The organism is Nocardia carnea, assembly GCF_029868325.1.
Lineage (GTDB): Bacteria > Actinomycetota > Actinomycetes > Mycobacteriales > Mycobacteriaceae > Nocardia > Nocardia carnea_C.
The window spans coordinates 1-18,800 of sequence record NZ_JARWNW010000255.1 but is presented as its reverse complement, the minus strand read 5'-3'; the positions used below and the strand labels follow the sequence as shown (position 1 = coordinate 18,800).

Genomic DNA, 18,800 nt, shown 5'->3' with positions numbered 1-18,800 from the left:
GCACTACCCCGAGATCCGGATACCGGGGTCGACACCCCAGATGGCCAAGGTCATGAAGAGGTCGACGAAAACGACCACGATGATGCACATCTTGATCGCGCGACCGGCCGCCACACCTACGCCCTCGGGGCCACCGGAAGCGAAAAAGCCGTAGTAGCACTGGATGAACGTGGTGATAGCGACGAAGAGTATTGCTTTGAGCAGCGAATACAGGACATCTGTCGGGATCAGGAACTGATAGAAGTAATGCTGATATGTACCACTGGCGGTATCACCGATCACCTGCACCGTGAGGGAGCAGGAAATGTAGGCCATCGCGAGACCCAGGCAGTACAGCGGCAGGATGGTGATCATCGCGGCGATCATCCGGGTACTCACCAGGTAGGGCAGTGGCCGGATCGCAATCGATTCCAGCGCATCGATCTCTTCGGAGATCCGCATCGCGCCGAGTTGCGCGGTGAATCGACAGCCTGCCTGGGCCGCGAAGGCCAGCGCGGCGAGCAGGGGACCCAATTCGCGTGTCGTGCCGAATGCGGAGATCGCGCCGGTCAGCGGGCTCAGGCCGAGCAGGTCGAGCGAGGTGTAGCCCTGCAGGCCGACCGTGATACCACCGAACGCGCTCAGAATGAGCACCACGCCGATGGTTCCACCACCGACGATGAGGTTTCCGTTACCCCAGGTGACATCGGACAGCAGCCGCCATACTTCCTTCGGATACTGCTTGAACGCCAGCGGCATGGAACCGATGGACCGCAGGAAGAAGAAAACCTGGTGTCCGAGCCGCGCGAGCATATCGACCGGAGCACCGGCCGTTTTACGCAGCTGCTGAAGAGGTTTCAGCAGCGGAGGTACATAGGTTGCGGACACCGGTTCACACCACCTGAGGTGGGAACAAGGTGTTGTACACCTGGGTGAAGATCACATTCACTCCGAACAACATCACCGCGGACATGACAACGGCGGTATTCACCGAGTTGGCGACACCACCCGGACCACCGCGGGTATTCAATCCGGTATCACAGGCAATGATTGCCGCGAGCAGACCGAACAGCAGCGATTTCAGTAGAGCGACAAGCAGATCGAGCGAAATTGCGAACGATGCGAAGGTCGAGATATATGAACCCGGGGTGCCGCCCTGGACGAAAATATTGAAAATGTAGCCGGTCAAGAATCCGACGAAGACAACGAAACCACAGAGGAGCACGCTGACGACCATTGCCGCGCCGAGACGAGGCGCGACCAGTCGGCGCAGTGGATCGACACCCATGACTTTCATGGCGTCGATTTCCTCGCGAATGGTCCGGGATCCGAGGTCGGCGCAGATGGCCGAACCGACGGCGCCGGCGATCATCAAAACGGTAACCAGTGGCGCACCCTGCTGAATGATGCCCAGACCGTTGGCCGCGCCGATGAACGAGGTGGCGCCGACCTGCTGCGCAACCGATCCGACCTGGATGGATACGATGACGCCGATCGGAATGGCGACCAGCAGGGTGGGTGCGGCGGCCACATTGGCCATGAACGCACACTGCCGGATGAACTCCGCGAGCGGGAAACGGCCGCGGAAGATACTGACCACGAGCTCGGTAACGGCCTCGACACCCATCGTCATCTGACGGCCGAGGGTCTCCAAAGAACGCCTGGGGTGGTCGCGCCAATAGTCCCGCGTCCACTCGACCGCTCCGCTCAACCGAGAACCTGTTGGTGGACTCTTGGTCGACTGCACTGACTAACCCCTCTCGACGTCGGTTACCTACCCCGACGACTGGTTTGCTTGAGGCACCTTACTACGTAGTAGTGCGGAACACACCTTAGACGGGTGAGGGCTGTCACAGACGTTCATCACTCCGTGGCGTGACCATCGAGTTATCCAGCACTTCTTGGTACGTATCCCAATGGGAGTTCCGCGATTCTGGAGGAACATACAGCTGACCGGCGGATAAAGCGCGCCAGTGGCGTAGATCAGCAGAGAATGGCCGTTCACATAAATAACGGATGATTTTCCTGAAAATTACCGATTCGCGGCAACATGGAGATTCGACCGTTACTCGACGCGCGTAGCAGGAACGGGGGCAATTAATAGCGTTGAGCTATTCTTCCGAAGGTATCGTGGCCGGAGTTTCGCGCAGTCTCCGCCGAACACGGCGTTCACCGGCCGAATGCTCGACCGAACAGCCGAATTACCCAGGGACACAAGGTAACCCGCGGGTAGCGGTGTCTCGGGGCGCGCGTCGCGGCCGTTGCTGCCACGATGAGGTGCCACACATTGATATCGTGCGGGCTTCGAGGTCTGGAGGGATATGTTCAGGAAACTAGCCCAGGCGGCCGGTGCCGTCTTCGCCGTCGCCCTGAGTGCGGCACTACTCGGACCGGGGACGGCGGCAGCCGATCCCGGCCGGCCGGTACTCGGCGGCGGATCAGGGCTGATCGTCTCTTCGGAGCCGGGTCATATGTCCGATATGGCGATTCAGTGCACGCTCACCACGATCGGCCACGACGGAGCCGGCCGCCTGGTCGGGCTCACCGCGGGACACTGTGGAACACCCGGGCACGAGGTCTATTCCGAACAGGATCCGGGTGCGGGAACGCTCGGGCGGTTCGTGTACTCGAACCAGGAACTCGACTATGCGGTGCTGCAGTTCGACCCGGGCCGGGTCACTCCCGTCAACCGGGTCGGCAACCTCAGCATCACCGGCGTCGGCGGGCCCGCACAGTTCCCGAATATCGTCTGCAAGGAAGGCCGCACCACGGGCAACACCTGCGGTATCGCCTACGGCGATATCTTCGCCAGCAGTATCGAGACCTGGTCGCAGATGTGCGTGATGGAAGGCGATTCCGGCGCGCCGGTCGTCGTCGGCTCGACACTGGTCGGCATGGTCAACGCCTATCTCGCCATCGCCTGCTTCGGCCCCGAGGTGGGTACCAACATGTCCACCATCATGGGCGATATCGACAACCGGGCGGGTGTCGGTTCGGGCTTCCGGCCCATCTGACACCGGATCCTCCGGTACCGGAAAACGAGCGGGCCCGCGGGCCCGCTCGTTTTTTCGTACCCGGCGAACCCTCAGAGCTCCTCGACGCACACCACGAAGCGGCGTTCGGAATACACGTAGCCGCTGCTGCCGGCCCCGCAGGCGTTGACATCGTCGGCGTTCTGTTCGATGGCGACCACCTTCACCCCGTCCACCGCAGTGGTTTCGGTGCAATCGATACGCTCCGGCCCGGTGCTACCGCTGCCCACATCCATACAGCCGCCGATCACCCAGTCGATATCCAGGCACAGGGCGCCCGTCTCGATCCCGTTGCGGCTTTCGGCGTAGAAGTTGTCGGCGTCGCCGACGCAGTCGCTGCTGCGCGCGGCCTTCCCGATCACCCGGTAGTTCGAGGTGGCGGTACCGCAGGACGCCTCTTCGATCTCGGCGTCGGTAGTGGTGCCACCGAGCAGTACGCAATCGCCGACCTCGGCATCGAAGCCGGCGATACCGTCTTCGTCGGTTTCGGTGGTGGTCGGTGCGGTGGTTGTGGTGGTGGTTGTTGTTGTCCGATCACCGGCATCGGGGGTGGTCGTCACATCCACAGCGTCCACGGTCCCGGTTTCGGTCGCCGGTAGCGCCCGGCCCTCGATGGTGGAGCTACAGCCCGCCACCGCTATCGAGGCCGCCATACCGGCGAGCGCCACCACCCATCGAGACGAAGTCCATCCTGACACGCACAGTCCTCCCGCTGCGACGCCGAACTCTTCCCCCGTCGAATCCGAACCTCACTACAGCCTTGCTTGGCACAACACGCCATGAATACACCATGGCGGCGCGAGCGTCGACTCGGTGAGACCTCGCACCACCGGGGAGCGAACCGGGGACGCCGACCGTATCTCGTCACCGCCGGGTCCACGTGACATATGTCATCGACAGGTTTGACCGCCGATACCTCCGTTTCCGGCCATATGGCGGTCGATGGCGGAAAAAGGCGCGGGTAGCGGGCGTTCCCGGGTAGCGATCGATCCCACCACGGGGCACAAGTGGTTCACACCACCGGTCATGCATAACAGCTATGTAACGGAATCGAGGGTTGGTCACGAAGAGATGAAGGCAGTAGGAAGGAGCTCGGAGCGGAGGCGCACCAGCATGGATGGAACGACTTCCGCGATGCTCCACCGCCCGTCGGGACCGCTCCACAACTCCACGTACCGGTGCGCCACCGGCCGCCGTACGCTCCAGAGTCGAATGGACGGACGAACACTCTTATGCATGTCACCGAGAACACCGGGCCGCTGCCGACCACTCGCCGGGTTGCGCGCCGGCTCCGCCAGGGTGTCCTGTTGACGGCCGCGATCGCGACCGCCACCACCGTGGCCACCGCGCCCGCCTACGCACTGCCGGAACTGCCCACCGGTTCGGCCGCCGGGGCCGTCGAGCCCGCCCCACCCGCGGCGAACTTCGCGCCGCCGGCGATCAACCCCTCCGAGGGCGAACAGGTCGGTATCGCACAGCCGATCATCATCAACTTCAAGGAGCCGATCACCGATCGCGCCGCGGCCGAACGGGCCATCAAGATCACCCCGTCGACCGAGGTATCCGGAAACTTCTACTGGTGGAGCGATAAGCAGGTGCGCTGGCGGCCCACCGAGTTCTGGCCCGCACAGACCGATGTGGTGGTGGAGGCCGGCGGTAGCCGCAGTGCCTTCCACATCGGCGACGCCGTGATCGCCACCGCCGACGACAACACCAAGACCATCACCGTCACCCGCAACGGCGAAGTTGTGCGGACCATGCCCACCTCGATGGGCAAAACCGGCCACGAAACCCCCAACGGCACCTACATCGTGGGTGAACAGCGGCGCGAGATGGTCATGGACTCCTCCACCTACGGTGTGCCGATCGACGACCCCGAGGGCTACAAACTCGACGTCGAATACGCGACCCGCATCTCCAACAGCGGAATCTTCGTGCACGCCGCCCCGTGGTCGGTCGGATCGCAGGGCTACGCCAACACCAGCCATGGCTGCCTGAACGTGAGCACCGAGGACGGCAAATGGTTCTACGAGAACGTGGGCAAGGGTGACGCGGTCATCGTGCAGAACACCCAGGGCGGGACACTGAACGCGGGCGACGGGCTCGGTGACTGGAACACAGTGTAGTTCGGCATGCTTCCGACGGGGCGGCTCCGGTGCGAGCCGCCCTCACTGGGATCCCGGTGGCAGGTTGGGCCTGTAGACAACCTGCTCGCGCGGTGGACCGTTCGTGAAGGGGCGGGTTGTAATTTTGGAGCCGCTCCGCGGCTCGAGGGGTGGGGCCCTATCGGGCCCGGTTCTTCACTCCTCCGCTCCTCCGCTTCACTCCTCCGCTCCTCCGCTTCACTCCTCCGCTCCGTCGCTCCAGAACCGGGCGGGCCCCACCCCGGGAAGGTGAACCATCAGTTGAAGCTTGAACGGCGGTGCATCCATCGGGTGCACCGCCGTTCGTCGTTCGGGGATCGCGTTCTACCAGATCTTGACGCGTTTTTCGGGGGCCAGGTAGAGGGCGTCCTCGGGTTTCACCTCGAAGGCCTCGTGGAAGGCGTCGATATTGCGGACCACCGCGTTGCAGCGGAACTCCGGCGGGGAATGCGGGTCCACGGCCAGGCGACGTACGGCCTCTTCGCGCCGGGTCTTGGTGCGCCAGACCTGAGCCCAGCCGAAGAACACCCGCTGCAGGCCGGTCAGGCCGTCGATCACCGGCGGTTCCTGCCCGTTCAGGGAGATCCGGTAGGCCTGTAGCGCGATCGAGAGGCCACCCAGATCACCGATGTTCTCGCCGATGGTGAACTCGCCGTTCACAGTGTGCTCGTCGGGCAGGTCGGCGGGGGAGAGGATGTCGTACTGGTCGATCAGCGCGCGTGTGCGTTTACCGAATTCGGTGCGGTCGGCATCGCTCCACCAATCGACCATATTGCCGTCGCCGTCGTACTTCGCGCCCTGATCGTCGAAACCGTGCCCGATCTCGTGGCCGATCACCGCACCGATACCGCCGTAGTTCGCGGCATCGTCGGCGTTCATATCGAAGAACGGGGGTTGCAGGATGGCGGCCGGGAAGACGATCTCGTTCATTCCCGGGTTGTAGTAGGCGTTCACCGTCTGCGGTGTCATGAACCATTCGTCGCGGTCCACCGGGCCACCGAGCTTGTTCAGGTCCCGGTCGTGTTCGGCGGCGTACCCGCGCCGGTAGTTGCCCACCAGATCGGCCGGGTCCACGATGATGGCCGAATAGTCACGCCAGCGGTCCGGGTATCCGATCTTGGGGGTGAACTTGTCGAGTTTGGCCAGCGCCGCCTTGCGGGTGGCCGGGGTCATCCAGTCCAGATCGGTGATATTGCGCCGATAGGCCTCGCGCAGGTTCTCCACCAGCCGGACCATCGCGGCCTTGGCCTCAGGCGGGAAGTGCTGGGCGACATACAGTTTGCCGACGGCTTCGCCGAGCAGATCCTGCACCAGCGAAACCCCGCGCTTCCAGCGTTCGCGGTTCTCCTGGGCACCGGTCAAGGTGCGGCCGTAGAAATCGAAATTCTCTTCGACCAGGGCCTCGGTGAGATACGGCGCACGGGCACGCAGCACCCGCCACTGCGCCCACAGCCGCCATTCCTCCAGCGGCACCGAATCCCAGGTCTGCGCGAAAGTACGCAGGTAATCGGGTTGGCGGACCACCAGTTCGGACAGCAGCAGGGAACCTTCGCCCGAAACACCGGCGGCCAGGCCGTCGGACCATGCGCCCCAGTCGAATTCCGGGTTCTGCTCGGCGAGCGCGGTGAAAGTGGTCAGGTTGTAGCCGAGTTCGGCGTCGCGGCGGCGCACCACATCCCAGTGGCCGGCGGCCAGCTTACGTTCCAGTTCGAATATCCGGGTCCCCGCCGATTGCGTGTCGAGCAGTTCCGCGACAACCGGATCCGCGGCGGCCAGGGCGAACATCCGATCGATATGGGCGATATAGCGTTCCCGCACCTCGGCGTACTCGTCGGAGCGGTAGTAGGACTCGTCGGGCAGGCCGATACCGGATTGAGTCGCGTTGACGAGGTAGCGCTGGGAGTTCTTGTCGTCGGTATCGACGTAGACCGCGACCGCACCGGACACGCCGGTCCGCTGCAACCGGCCGATCAGCGCGGCGAACTCACCGCGGTCGGTGGTGGCCGCCAGTGCGCGCAGCTCGTCGGCCACGGGCGTCAGGCCGGCCGCCTCGACGGACTCGGTGTCCATGAAGGAGGCGTACAGGTCGGCGATCTTGCGGGCATCGCTGCCCGGCTCGCCCGCGGCGGTGCGGATGATCTCCTGCACATCCAGCTCCGCGCGGTCGTACAACGTGCGGAACGCACCGTCGACCGCCCGGTCGGCCGGAATCTCGTATCCGGCCAGCCAGGCGCCGTTGACATGCGTGAACAGGTCGTCCTGCACCCGGACGGCCGGGTCGAGATGGGTCAGATCGATACCGGAGGGGCTGGTCACGTCGGAAGTCACACAACCCAGTATGCCGGTGCCCGCTGTGGTGCGGTGCGATCTGCGCGGCCGGGCCGGTCAGTTCGTCGGCACGGGGGGTTCCATCGTCACCCCGAACTGGTCTTCGAGACGCTGGTTGAACTGATCTTCACACTGTGCGATCTGCTGCTGGTCACCACCGGCGCGCGAAACGCAGTCGGTGAAATCCTTACCGCCGGAATCCTCCCAGAAGTTCCAGAAGAACACGCCGAACACGATCGCCGCGACGATCGCGACCACACCCAGGATCAGGGCGATCACCGCCATCACGCCGCCACCCCCGGTGCCGCGGCGGACCTTCATCCCGGCGATCGCACCGAGGATCACGGCGAGGAGCCCGAACAGGATGCCGCCCACGATGGTGCAGAAGCTGATCGCGGCCAGGATGCCGCAGACCAGGGCGGCGATCGCGAGACCTTTGCTCTTGGGGGATTCCTGCCAGTACTGGGGCTGTTGTCCGGGCCCCGGGTACGGCTCCGGCGCGGGGTATCCCGGGGGCGGTGGGTAGGTCATCGTTCCTCCTCGGCTGGCGGTCACGAGCACGGCGGTTCGCTGCGACGACACCGCGGATTTCGCCCCACCATTGTCACGGGTCGCGACGGCAGCGGCGAGTTCCGCACCCGGTTCGGCGCGGCCGAGGCGCCGGGGCGCGGCTCATCCGGCGCCGAGGCGGGCGTGCATTTCCCAGATCAGTACTTCCGCCGGTTCGGTCGCGGTGAGACGCCGGCCGCCGGAATGGGTGAGGCGTACGGCGTCGCCGGTGTCCAGGCGGCCCGCCCCCTCCAGGTCGACTGCCCCACGCGCGACGAAAACGTGCAGGTAGGGCGCGTCGGGGAGGTTTGCGGTACGTTCGGTATCGGGGGACAATTTCGCCACATGCAACGCCGAATGGCTGCTGTTGATGGCGATCGCGGTGCGGTCGCGATAGCGCGGCAGACCGGAGGCCACGGTGATCAGCCCGCCCGCGGCCAGTTCGTCGTCGATCTCGAGCTGCTGATAGCCCGGCTCGATACCGGGTTCGTCGGGCAGCACCCACATCTGTACGAAATGCACCGGCTGCTCGTGTTCGGCGCGGCCCGGGTCGACTCGCCAGGAATCGTTCTTCTCCGAATGCCGGATCCCGGTACCGGCACTCATCCGCTGTGCCAGGCCCGGATAGATGACGCCGCTGTGCCCCAGCGAATCCTGATGAACCAGCGAACCCTCCAGCACCCAGGTCACGATCTCCATATCCCGGTGCGGATGGGTGTCGAAACCCTGGCCGGGCAGGACGATATCGTCGTTGTTCACCATCAACAGGCCGTGATGGGTGTTCTCGGGGTCGTAATGCTCGCCGAAGGAGAACGAATGTTTGGAATCGAGCCAGGATATCCGCGTTTTCATCCGGTCGCCGCCACGATGGACATCGATATGCGAGATGGGCGGTGTGGACATCACACGCCTCCTTTCCGGCTCGGGCACAATTACCTTTTCTGCAGGACACCCGATGCCCCACTTCGGCGATTGTCCGCTCCCGGCATTTTACGCGAGCGACCTCGGAGTGAACGGCCGGTGAGCAGCGGCGGACGGTAATGGCGGTACGGCATGCGGTCGTCGAAAATGGATATACCGGACCGGGAGGTGAACGATGCGACCCGAAGCACTCGCGCGGATCGAGCAGCGGCTTCGTGCCGGCGCGCGCCGGGACGGTGTCACCGATCTGGTGGTCGGTGTCGCGGTATTCCGTAACGGAAAGCTCCTGGTGGTCCGGCGGGTGCCCGGCGCGGACCTCGGCGGAATGTACGAGCTGCCGGGCGGGGGAGTGGAGAACGGGGAAACACTCACCGAGAGCGCGGTACGCGAACTCTTCGAAGAAACCGGCTTGGTGGCACGTTCCATCACCGAATTCCTCGGCTGGTTCGACTACGCCACCCGGACGAAACCGAAGGTGCGCAAATTCAGTTTCCTGGCCGAAGCCGAACCCGGTGAGGTAACCCTGGAACCCGACGAACACGACGCCCACGCCTGGATAGACGCTGCCGCACTGGGCACCCTGCCCATGGCCCCGGATATGCGCGAGGCCGTGGACCTGCTGATCACCGAGGAATGCGGACCGGCCGGAATACGTTCGGGTCCGCCGAACAGGTAGCGTCGCGGCCGTGTCCACCGCTGCGCCCGAACCTGCCGCACCGGACCGGGTGGCCGATACGGGCGGGCGTAGACACGATCTGCGGGCGATCCGTGCCGCGGTGCGGGCGAGCCCCGGTGCGCTGCGGCTGACCCTGGTGCGGTTCACCAGCCAGTTCGGTGACGGAATGTTCCAGGCCGCGCTCTCCGGTGCGATTCTGTTCAACCCGGAACGCGAAACCGACCCGCTTGCCGTCGCAGCCGGTTTCGCGGTGCTGCTGCTGCCGTATTCGGTGATCGGACCCTATGCGGGCGCGCTGCTGGACCGGTGGGATCGGCGGCTGGTGCTGCTGGTGGCCAATATCGTGCGGGGGCTGCTGATCATCGCGGTCACGCTGGGTCTGCTGGCCGGTGTCGATGCGAGTCCGCTGCTGCTGCTGGCTCTGGCGGTGGTCGGGATCAGCCGATTCACCGCGGCCGGGGTCTCGGCGGCGCTGCCCCGGGTGCTCGCGCAACAGTGGCTGGTACCGGCGAACTCGGTGCTGGCGACGGCGGGTTCGGCCTGTGCGGCGGTGGGCGCGGCCGCGGCGGTCGCGGTGATCGGAGCGATCGGGGCCGGGGATACCGGCTCGGCGGTGGCGGTCGCGGCGAGCGCGACCGGTTCGGTGGCCGGTGTGCTGCTCGCCGCCGGGTTCCGGCCGCGCGCGCTCGGGCCGCAGACCCAGCCCGGTAGGACGGTGGGGGCGGTGCGTGCGGTGCTCACCGGGCTACTGGTGGGGGCGCGGGCGGTACGCGGCTCGGTGGATGTCTCCACCGCGATGATCGGTATCGGCGCGCATCGCATCGTTTTCGGCGCCAATACGCTGATCATGGTGCTGGTGCTGCGGGAATCGCCGTCCGGTGCGACCACGGTCGAGGGCGGGTTGGTCGGTTTCGGTGTCGCGATCAGTGCCACCGCCGCCGGTATGCTGCTCGCCGCGCTGCTGACGCCGTTCCTGATTCCCCGGCTGGGCCGGGCGCGTACGGTTCTGCTGGGGCTGTCCTGCGCGATCGTCGTACAGCTGGCCCTGGTACTGCCGACTGCCCTGGCCGATTCCCCAGATGCCACCCGCCGCGCGCATCAACTGCTGCTCGCCGGCGCATTCCTGTTCGGTCTGGCCGGTCAGACGATCAAACTCACCGGTGACGCGGCCATGCAGATCGATATCGCCGACGACCGCCGCGGACAGGTGTTCGCCCTGCAGGACACGGTCTTCAATATCGCGTTCGTGGTGGCGGTCGCGCTGACCGCGGTGGTCGTCCCGGCGGACGGTAGATCGGTCGCGGTGATCGTGACCGGGGCGGGGTGCTACGGGGTGGGTATCGTCGCCCTGCTGCTGAACAACCGGCGCCATAAACGCCGAGCGGGCGCATCCCGGCAGGATGCGCCCGCTGAATCCGCGGCGGTCGACGATCAGGGCTGACCGGTCGCGACAGCGGTCAGCGCATCGATGAAGGGCTGGCCACCCATCGCGGCGCCACCGGCCAGTGCGCCGACCACGGTGCCCACCGGCCCGGTGACGATGCTGAAGATGCCGAGACCCAGCAGACTTCCGATGAAGCCGCCGAGTACACCGCCGGCGATCATCCCGATCAGGTTCTGATTGGCCTGATCGAGGAAGCGGTCGAAGGAGCTGATGTCCTTCAGCTCGGCGATATCGGCCGGCGTGACCTCCGGCGTCAAGGTCAGGCTGCGACCGTCGTCGGCGATCTGGTGACCGACCGGGATCGACCGGCCCGCCACCTCGAAGGTGAGCGGGACCTCGGTGACCTCCGCGCCGTCGGCGGCGATCAGGCTGACGGTGGTGCCGTTGTCGGTGAGCGCGAACGTGCCCGCGTCGACGGTGGTGGTCACCTCGCGCGCGTCGCTGGAAAGCGTGCTCTGGTAGTCGATGCCCTGCTGCTGCCCCACGGTCGTCACACCCTCGGCCGCGGTGGCGGGCGCAGCATTCGCGGAACCGGCGGTGATACCGACGGCGGCGACAGCCATGAATGCGACAGCACCGAACTTTCCGAATTTCATTTCGATCCTCCCCAGGAATTCGGCCACCCAGTGTTGGGCCGGCCGCGGCCAGACAGTACTACGGGCTCGAGCGGGTTCCGCAACTTCCGGTCGGCTGTCCGAGCGGCACTGCGCGGCAATGGCTTCGAGTTGTGCGTCCATTTGTTTGCCATGGAATAGCTTCGTGACCGTGCCCGCGGACCGGTGTAACACCGGGCTTCCGGACAATGCAGGGTATTCGAGCCGCCGGTATCGGCCACACAGCAATTGCCGATAGTTCTCGCCCATTCGCCGGTACGCCTGAAATTATGGGGTGAGCACCGCAAGAAATTCCGGTGCGGCCGACACGGTTCCATACAAAACCGAGTTTTTATGTGAAAAGGCTCACTCGTCATACGTTCCGCACGCCGGCGGTTTCCTCCGCGAATTCGGGTCCGATAGAACTCGCCGGCACCGGCCGGTCGAGGGTGTCGCGTGGCCGGTGGGCGGGAACAATGGGAACAGGCGGAAGGAGGATCGTGTGGGACTCGATCTGAACAGCGACCTCGGCGAGGGGTTCGGGGCCTGGAGTATGGGCGATGACGCCGCGATGCTGGATATCGTCACCAGCGCGAATATCGCCTGCGGATTCCATGCCGGCGACCCTTCCATCATGCGACGCACCTGTTCGCTGGCAGTGGAGAAGGGTGTGCGGATCGGAGCGCATATCGGCCACCGGGATCTGGCCGGGTTCGGCCGGCGGGCCCTGGCCGTCGCCCCGGCGGAGCTGCGGAATGAAACGCTGTACCAGATAGGCGCATTGGACGGTTTCGCCCGGGCCGCGGGCGACCGGGTGCGATATGTGAAACCGCACGGGGCGCTCTACCACGCCGCGGCGGCGCAGCCGGCCCTCGCGGACGCCGTCGTCGCCGCCCTCCGCGAATACGACTCGGCGCTGTTCCTGCTCGGTCCCGCGGGAACACATCTGCAGGAGTCGGCGACGCTCGCCGGTATCCGGTTCGTGAGCGAGGGGTTCGCCGATCGCGCCTACACCGCGACGGGCGGGTTGGCTGCGCGCGATACCCCGGGCGCGGTCCTGGACGCGGATACGGCGCTCGCCCAAGCCGTGATGCTGGCGGAAACCGGGACCGCGCGGGTTGCGGGCGGCGGCACTGTCACGGTGTCGCCCGACAGTATCTGCGTACACGGCGATACCCCGGCGGCAGTGGCGATGGCGCGGCGGATCCGGGCCGCCCTCGAGGACGCGGGGATCGCGGTAGCGTCGTTCACCTGAACGAGCGGGAACGAGGTGAGTGCGCTGTCGCGGTCCCTACGAAGCCGGGACGAGGTGGGTTCGGTGTTGCGCCCTGCCGGCGATCGGGCGTTCCTGTGCACCCCGGCCCCGGATCGGGTCGCCGATCTGGCCGCGGAGCTGCGCGAACGGTCGCTACCCGGGGTCGTCGATCTGCTTCCCGCGGCGGAAACCGTTCTGGTGACCCTGGATTCGCCGGAGTCGGCGTATCGGCTGCGACCGGAAATCGAGCGGCTGGTCGCCACGGTGAACGAGGCCGTTCCCGGCAATGTTTCCCGTGGAACATTTCCGGGCGGCGAACCGGTACGGATTCCGGTCCACTACGACGGGCCGGATCTGCCCGCGGTGGCCGAGGCGCTCGGCCTGCGTCCCGACGAGGTGGTCGCGGCGCATACCGGCACGGTGTGGCGGTGCTCCTTCGTCGGGTTCGCACCGGGTTTCGGTTATCTGGAATCCCCGGACGAGCGGCTCACCGTCGCGCGGCGCGCGGTACCGCGTACCCGGATTCCGGCGGGTTCGGTGGCACTGGCCGGCGGTTATTCGGCCGTGTATCCCCGGGAAAGCCCGGGCGGCTGGCAGCTCATCGGCCGTACCGATCTGGTCATGTGGGATACCGAACGCGACCCGCCCGCGGTGATCCGGGCCGGCGGTCTCGTCCGGTTCGTCGATGCGGAGGCCGGCCGATGATCGTGATCGAGGAGGTCGGCCCACCGGCCACCGTCCAGGATCTGGGCCGGCCGGGGTGGTTCGATTCCGGTGTCGGACCGGCCGGAGCGGCCGACCGCGGGGCGCTGCGGCTGGCGAACCGGCTGGTGGGAAACCCGGAGCACACTGCGGGTATCGAGGTTCTGCTCGGCGGCCTGGTGCTACGCGCCGAGAAGCCGGCGCTGGTCGCGGTCACCGGAGCCCCGGCACCGGCGACCGTCGACGGGACTCCGGTCGGCCATGCCTGCGTGCTGTACCTGGACGCGGGGCAGGTCCTGCGGCTCGGCTTCGCACGGACCGGCCTGCGCAGTTATATCGGGGTGCGCGGCGGCATCGATATCGCGCCGGTCCTGGGGTCACGCAGCTACGACACACTGTCCGGAATCGGTCCGCCGCCGTTGCGCACCGGGACCCGGCTGCCCACCGGTCCGCCACCGCGGGACTGGCCGAACATCGATCAGGCACCACAACCCGGATTCCCGGAGCTCATGGAGATCCGGGCCCGGCCCGGTCCCCGGGACGACTGGTTCACCGACCCCGCGGCGTTGTTCACCGGATATTGGACGGTGGGTCAGGACACCGACCGCGTCGGCGCACGCCTGGATCGTGCCGAGGGGCCACCACTACAACGGGCCGCCACGACGGAGCTCCCGACCGAGGGAGTTGCGCTCGGGTCGGTGCAGGTCCCACCCGGCGGGCAACCGGTGGTTTTCCTCGCCGATCACCCGATCACCGGCGGATATCCGGTGATCGCGGTGATCCTGGACGCCGATATCGACCTGTTTGCGCAGGCCCGGCCGGGTCAGCGGATACGGTTCCGCCGCGCCGGGACAGCCTGAGTGGGGGATCAGTCCGGTGGAGTCAGGCGGGCGTGCATCAGATACACGTTGTAGGAATCCCACTCCGAAAGCGTGAAATACAGATCGCGACCGGTGGACCACGGGTGGATGAACCCGCCGTATGCCTTGGGATAGTCGGCAGTGGACACCAGCGGCACCGGCTCGGTCCAGAGCCCCTGCGGCTGCGCGGCGGTGCGCAAGACGATCGCCCCGCGCGCGGAATCCAGATAGGACATCTGCCACAGCCCCGATTCGGTATCGAACCGCACCGAGAGCTCACTGGCGATACCCGGCACCAGCGGGGTGGCCAGGTTCTCCGACGCCGGCGCCCACGTGCCGTTGACCCAGTACTGGTACGCTGATTTGTTCAGCACCTGATCCTTGGGCACCCGGGCCAGGCCGATCACACCGATCCGGCCGTTGGGCGTTCCGAACATGTACACGTGGTCGCCGTGCGGCACCATCGCCGCGACCTGGAACCGGCCCAGCCCGAACAAGTTCTCCCATTTGGCGTGCTGATCCTTGACCCAGGTGCTGCCGTTGTCGTCGGAGTAGGCGATACCGCCGTAGTTCGTCCACCACAGGCCCGGTATCCGGCTCCACCGATTCACCGACATATAGCTCAGGTACTGGCGGTCGCCGAGGGCGAAACCGGAGGTGGGGATGGTGGTGGTCTCCCAGTTCTTGATCTTGCGGCTGCCCAGCAGTTCGGCGGCGTGACAACGACTGTCCTGCACCATGGTGTCCAGGCGCAGTCCGTCGGAAAGGTCGCGGTCGGTGCTGTAGGCCAGGATATTGCTGCGCCAATCCGCGCCCTCACCGCCCGCACCGCCGGGCACCCAGCCCTGGCCGAAGGTATCGCCGAACACCACCGCGACCTCGCCGGGTTTCGTCTCCCACATCAAACCCAGATCGGTGCCGTCGACTTGCCAGCGCATATCGGTCCGGTTCGGCGAACCGTGCCCGGTCACCTGTTCGACCAGCCGCACCGACTCCACCCCGGGCAGCGCCACCGGACCCGCGACCGGACCGGGTTCGGCCGGATGGACCACCGGTGGCGGTGCGGGTTGCGGTGGATCGCCCGGTTCGCCGGGGACGGGGATCGGGATGGGCTCGATCTCCGGTTTGAACTGGATCCTCGGCAACTTCACCGGATCACCGGAACCGGAACCACTGCCCCAACTACTCCCGGTCGCCGAACCGCTGCCGGAACCGGTTTCCGGCGGCGCGGGCGGCGCGGCCTCGTCCTCCTCGGCAGGCTCCGGTCCGGGCGTGTCGCGGATATCCGGACACGGGTTACGGCACGGGTCGGCCGGTAGGGGCTCCTGGGCGATACGCGTGTTGTCGTGCGGCGGATCGGGCACCGGCACCGGAGTGAGCTGCGGCACCGGGATCGGGATATCGATCTGCGGCGGCACCGGGATCGGCGGGGGTGGCGGCGCGGAGGGGTCGGGCGCGCGGTCGAGCGGATCGAAGCCGACCTCACCGCACTCGTTCACCGGTGGGGGAGCCCACGGATGTGGCGCCGCCTGTGCGGGCACCGGTATCCCCACATACCCCGTAAGCACCAATCCGAGGAATACGAGCCGGCAACGACCCGGCCGGAAACCCCACACCACCTCGGTCAACAGCTCACTGTCTCCTGTCGAGTCCCATTGTCGCAGTGAACCTACCCGAGCCTCGCCGCTATCGCGCTCATTGATGATCGTGACGCACCGGTAACGCCCGGAGCCGGATGCCGCGGAACACACTCCGGGCCGGGCCGGCGGCGCGGTGACGCGGCCGGTTACATGTGGTGGCGGGCCGGACCGGACCAGTACCCTCGGAGATGATCATGGCGGCACAATCCGACCCCCGATCGACCTCCCCGTTCTCCCCACTGTGGGCGGTCGACCTCGGCAGACGACTGTTCGAGCAGTCCCGGCTGGAACAGTGGATCAGCTATACCACCGCCTGGGTCGAACCCGTGGCCGATCTCGGCGCCGGCACCGTCACCGCACTGCTGCCCGATACCGTGCTCACCGTGCTCAGCGAGGGGATCCTGAGCCGGTTCGGCGGCCGGGAGATCAGCGCGACCCTGCTCGATCATCACCTCACCGGCACCCTCGACGTGCTGAAAGTGCGCCGCCGCGGCGCGCATTTCCAGACCAAGACCGTGCTGCGGGACCTCGACTGGGACGGCCTGGCGATCGACGAGGTCACCGTTATCGCGCACGAGGTCCGGCTGGTACCGGGTGTACCGACCAGAATCCGCGCCGCCCGGGTCGATATCGAGGGCACCGTCACCTTGCCGGCACTGCTGGGCCGGTTCGCGGATCGCGCGCGCGGGTGGGAACTGACGCCGACCGCGCAGGGGCTCGTCCGCGCGGTCCATCGAGGCCGGCGGATCAGCGCCGAACTGGACGCCTCCATCACCGACGACATCCTCGAACTCGATATCCGCCGGGCCACCTGGTTCGGTATGCCTGTGCCGCGGCGATGGCGCACCACCGAACCCCTCCGGATACCGGAACTGCCCAGCGGGGCGCGGGTACGGCAGGCTGTCCGCGACGGCGAACTGGTCCGCTTCCGGGTCGAAGTGGCACCGGTCAGCGGATCGTTCGACCTGGCACAGATCCGCTCGGCCATCGTGGCCGGCACCACCCTGATCGTGTTTTGATTGGCCGGTTCACTGCTGCGACTGCCACCACTGCCGCAGGGCCTCCTCGGCCTCGTCGCGGGTCAGCGGACCCCGATCGAGCCGCAGCTCCTTCAGATACCGCCACGCGCGACCCACCTCGGGCCCCGGCGGCAACCCGAGCAACTCCATGATCGCGTTACCGTCCAGGTCCGGCCGGACCCGCGCCAGATCCTCCTGCTCCTGCAGGCGGGCGATCCGCGCCTCGAGATCGTCATAGGTGGCGCGCAACGCGGCGGCGCGCCGCTTGTTGCGCGTGGTGCAATCGGCGCGCACCAGCTTGTGCAGCCGCGGCAGCAGATCCCCGGCATCGGTGACATAGCGGCGGACCGCGGAATCGGTCCACTGCCCCTTCCCGTACCCGTGGAACCGCAGATGCAAGAACACCAGCCGCGCCACATCCTCGGTGAACTGCTTCGGATATTTCAGCGCCCGCATCCGCTTACGCACCATTTTGGCGCCCACGACCTCATGGTGATGAAAGCTCACCCCACCGCCGGGCTCATTGCGTTTGGTATCCGGTTTGCCGATATCGTGCAGCAGCGCCGCCCAGCGCAACACCAGGTCGGGATCGCCCTCTTCCTGGTCGATCGCCTGCTCCAGCACAGTCAGCGAATGCCAGTAGACATCCTTGTGCTGATGATGTTCGTCGATCTCCAGTTTCATCGCCGGAACCTCGGGCAGCACCCGCTGCGCCAGCCCCGTTTCGCACATCATGTTGATGCCGTCGATCGGGTAGGCGCCCCCGATCAGCTTGTCCAGCTCCGTCCGGACCCGCTCCGCGGTGATCCGCTCGATCTCCGGGGCCATCTCCGATATCGCATCCCGCACCCGCGGATGCGCGGCGAAACCCAGCTGGGAAACGAAACGGGCCGCACGCAACATCCGCAGCGGATCGTCGTTGAACGAATCCTCGGGGGCGCCCGGCGTATCGAGCACCCCAGCCAGGAGCGCCTCCATCCCATTCAACGGATCCACGAACTCCAGCGCACCGTCGGCCGCGATCTTCACCGCCATCGCATTCACGGTGAAATCGCGGCGGACGAGATCACCCTCCAAACTGTCCCCGAAACTCACCTGCGGATTTCGCGAAACCCGGTCGTAGGTATCACTACGGAAAGTGGTGATCTCCAACTGCTGACCACTCTTGGCCGCGCTCACGGTCCCGAACGCCAGCCCGCCGGTATCCCACAACTGATCCGCCCAGCCGCCCAGCAACTGCTGCACCTGCTCGGGCCGGGCATCGGTGGTGAAATCCAAATCGGTACCGAGCCGCCCCAGCACCGCATCCCGCACACTGCCGCCCACCAGATACAAGTGGAAACCACGAGCGGCGAACATCTCCCCCAGCGGAGTCAGCACATCGGACAGCCGGCCCAGCGTGACAGCAGCCGCCGCCAGCAAACGAGTACGGCGATCCAGCACTGCATCCTCGGACTCCGTCGAAACCACAGCAAAACCTTACTGTGTTTATTGGCGCGCCTTCGGCGCGCGGGGTTTGGGCCCCGTTGGCGTTTGGTGGGGGGGGGGCCGCGCAGCCACCCGGGGCCGGGCCAGGGAGTGCGTATCGGTCATATCGGCGAATATCCGCCAGAGCTCGTCCGTGCCCGGAAGGCGCATCAGCATGAAGGGGCCGGCCG

At 66.3% G+C, this 18,800-nt stretch carries 17 protein-coding genes; 8 read left to right on the top strand and 9 right to left on the bottom strand.

Annotated features, from left to right (window positions below; translation table 11 throughout):
• Positions 1–3: 3 nt before the first annotated feature.
• Both QH196_RS23100 and QH196_RS23095 read right to left on the bottom strand, forming a co-directional pair.
• Positions 4–867 (bottom strand): MlaE family ABC transporter permease, encoded by an 864-nt coding sequence (locus QH196_RS23100; RefSeq protein WP_280417910.1) that lies wholly within the window; start codon positions 865–867, stop codon positions 4–6.
• Between the two features lie 4 nt (positions 868–871).
• The gene (locus QH196_RS23095) at positions 872–1,690 is read right to left on the bottom strand and encodes an MlaE family ABC transporter permease (RefSeq protein WP_195055954.1); all 819 of its coding nucleotides are present in this window, start codon (positions 1,688–1,690) and stop codon (positions 872–874) included.
• Between the two features lie 610 nt (positions 1,691–2,300).
• Here QH196_RS23095 and QH196_RS23090 point away from each other — a divergent pair.
• Positions 2,301–2,993, top strand: coding sequence for a serine protease (locus tag QH196_RS23090; RefSeq protein ID WP_280417909.1), 693 nt, complete (start codon positions 2,301–2,303; stop codon positions 2,991–2,993).
• Between the two features lie 71 nt (positions 2,994–3,064).
• On the opposite strand, the gene lppU is transcribed toward QH196_RS23090, so the two are convergent.
• A complete protein-coding gene (gene lppU / locus QH196_RS23085; RefSeq protein WP_280417908.1) occupies positions 3,065–3,709 on the bottom strand; it encodes an LppU family putative lipoprotein in 645 nt (214 codons plus the stop codon).
• Between the two features lie 534 nt (positions 3,710–4,243).
• Here lppU and QH196_RS23080 point away from each other — a divergent pair.
• Entirely contained in the window at positions 4,244–5,137 is an 894-nt protein-coding gene (locus QH196_RS23080) for a L,D-transpeptidase (RefSeq protein WP_280417907.1), read from the top strand.
• A 342-nt stretch (positions 5,138–5,479) separates the two neighbouring features.
• On the opposite strand, the gene QH196_RS23075 is transcribed toward QH196_RS23080, so the two are convergent.
• The 3 genes from QH196_RS23075 to QH196_RS23065 all read right to left on the bottom strand — a co-directional run bounded on the left by QH196_RS23075 (position 5,480) and on the right by QH196_RS23065 (position 8,935).
• Positions 5,480–7,483 carry a M13 family metallopeptidase gene (locus tag QH196_RS23075; RefSeq protein WP_280417906.1) on the bottom strand — a complete coding sequence of 668 codons (2,004 nt, stop codon included), beginning with the start codon at positions 7,481–7,483 and terminating at the stop codon, positions 5,480–5,482.
• A 57-nt stretch (positions 7,484–7,540) separates the two neighbouring features.
• Positions 7,541–8,014 (bottom strand): DUF4190 domain-containing protein, encoded by a 474-nt coding sequence (locus QH196_RS23070; RefSeq protein ID WP_280417905.1) that lies wholly within the window; start codon positions 8,012–8,014, stop codon positions 7,541–7,543.
• Positions 8,015–8,155: 141 nt separating this feature from the next.
• Positions 8,156–8,935: a pirin family protein gene (locus QH196_RS23065; RefSeq protein ID WP_280417904.1), complete on the bottom strand. Its 780-nt coding sequence runs from the start codon at positions 8,933–8,935 to the stop codon at positions 8,156–8,158.
• 193 nt (positions 8,936–9,128) lie between these two features.
• Here QH196_RS23065 and QH196_RS23060 point away from each other — a divergent pair, with 193 nt between their 5' ends.
• Both QH196_RS23060 and QH196_RS23055 read left to right on the top strand, forming a co-directional pair.
• Positions 9,129–9,629 (top strand): NUDIX hydrolase, encoded by a 501-nt coding sequence (locus QH196_RS23060; protein WP_280417903.1) that lies wholly within the window; start codon positions 9,129–9,131, stop codon positions 9,627–9,629.
• Positions 9,630–9,678: 49 nt separating this feature from the next.
• Entirely contained in the window at positions 9,679–11,070 is a 1,392-nt protein-coding gene (locus QH196_RS23055; RefSeq protein WP_280417921.1) for an MFS transporter, read from the top strand.
• On the opposite strand, the gene QH196_RS23050 is transcribed toward QH196_RS23055, so the two are convergent.
• Positions 11,061–11,669, bottom strand: coding sequence for a hypothetical protein (locus QH196_RS23050; protein ID WP_280417902.1), 609 nt, complete (start codon positions 11,667–11,669; stop codon positions 11,061–11,063). The two genes, QH196_RS23055 and QH196_RS23050, sit on opposite strands and share 10 nt — an antisense overlap.
• A 499-nt stretch (positions 11,670–12,168) precedes the next feature.
• On the opposite strand from QH196_RS23050, the gene QH196_RS23045 reads away from it, so the two are divergent.
• The 3 genes from QH196_RS23045 (at position 12,169) to QH196_RS23035 (ending at position 14,483) form a co-directional block, all read left to right on the top strand.
• Positions 12,169–12,921 (top strand): LamB/YcsF family protein, encoded by a 753-nt coding sequence (locus QH196_RS23045; protein WP_280417901.1) that lies wholly within the window; start codon positions 12,169–12,171, stop codon positions 12,919–12,921.
• Between the two features lie 66 nt (positions 12,922–12,987).
• Positions 12,988–13,626 (top strand): 5-oxoprolinase subunit B family protein, encoded by a 639-nt coding sequence (locus QH196_RS23040; protein ID WP_280417920.1) that lies wholly within the window; start codon positions 12,988–12,990, stop codon positions 13,624–13,626.
• On the top strand, positions 13,623–14,483 hold the full coding sequence (locus QH196_RS23035; RefSeq protein WP_280417900.1) for a biotin-dependent carboxyltransferase family protein: 861 nt from the start codon (positions 13,623–13,625) through the stop codon (positions 14,481–14,483). The genes QH196_RS23040 and QH196_RS23035 overlap by 4 nt, the downstream gene beginning before the upstream one ends.
• 8 nt (positions 14,484–14,491) lie before the next feature.
• On the opposite strand, the gene QH196_RS23030 is transcribed toward QH196_RS23035, so the two are convergent.
• Positions 14,492–16,051 carry a DUF4185 domain-containing protein gene (locus tag QH196_RS23030; RefSeq protein ID WP_432279544.1) on the bottom strand — a complete coding sequence of 520 codons (1,560 nt, stop codon included), beginning with the start codon at positions 16,049–16,051 and terminating at the stop codon, positions 14,492–14,494.
• A gap of 266 nt (positions 16,052–16,317) precedes the next feature.
• Between QH196_RS23030 and QH196_RS23025 the strand changes: the two genes are divergently transcribed.
• On the top strand, positions 16,318–17,142 hold the full coding sequence (locus QH196_RS23025; protein WP_280417899.1) for a hypothetical protein: 825 nt from the start codon (positions 16,318–16,320) through the stop codon (positions 17,140–17,142).
• 9 nt (positions 17,143–17,151) lie between these two features.
• Here the strand turns inward: QH196_RS23025 and QH196_RS23020 are convergent, their stop codons facing one another.
• Complete coding sequence (locus QH196_RS23020) at positions 17,152–18,612, bottom strand: CCA tRNA nucleotidyltransferase (protein ID WP_280417898.1); 1,461 nt, start codon at positions 18,610–18,612, stop codon at positions 17,152–17,154.
• Positions 18,613–18,800: the final 188 nt, after the last annotated feature.

Excerpts from the sequence above, each read along its gene's own strand:
- QH196_RS23090 (WP_280417909.1), top strand. The coding sequence starts at position 2,301 with ATGTTCAGGAAACTAGCCCAGGCGGCCGGTGCCGTCTTCGCCGTCGCC.
- QH196_RS23080 (WP_280417907.1), top strand. The coding sequence starts at position 4,244 with ATGCATGTCACCGAGAACACCGGGCCGCTGCCGACCACTCGCCGGGTT.
- QH196_RS23070 (WP_280417905.1), bottom strand. The coding sequence starts at position 8,014 with ATGACCTACCCACCGCCCCCGGGATACCCCGCGCCGGAGCCGTACCCG.
- QH196_RS23065 (WP_280417904.1), bottom strand. The coding sequence starts at position 8,935 with ATGTCCACACCGCCCATCTCGCATATCGATGTCCATCGTGGCGGCGAC.
- QH196_RS23060 (WP_280417903.1), top strand. The coding sequence starts at position 9,129 with ATGCGACCCGAAGCACTCGCGCGGATCGAGCAGCGGCTTCGTGCCGGC.
- QH196_RS23050 (WP_280417902.1), bottom strand. The coding sequence starts at position 11,669 with ATGAAATTCGGAAAGTTCGGTGCTGTCGCATTCATGGCTGTCGCCGCC.
- QH196_RS23035 (WP_280417900.1), top strand. The coding sequence starts at position 13,623 with ATGATCGTGATCGAGGAGGTCGGCCCACCGGCCACCGTCCAGGATCTG.
- QH196_RS23025 (WP_280417899.1), top strand. The coding sequence starts at position 16,318 with ATGGCGGCACAATCCGACCCCCGATCGACCTCCCCGTTCTCCCCACTG.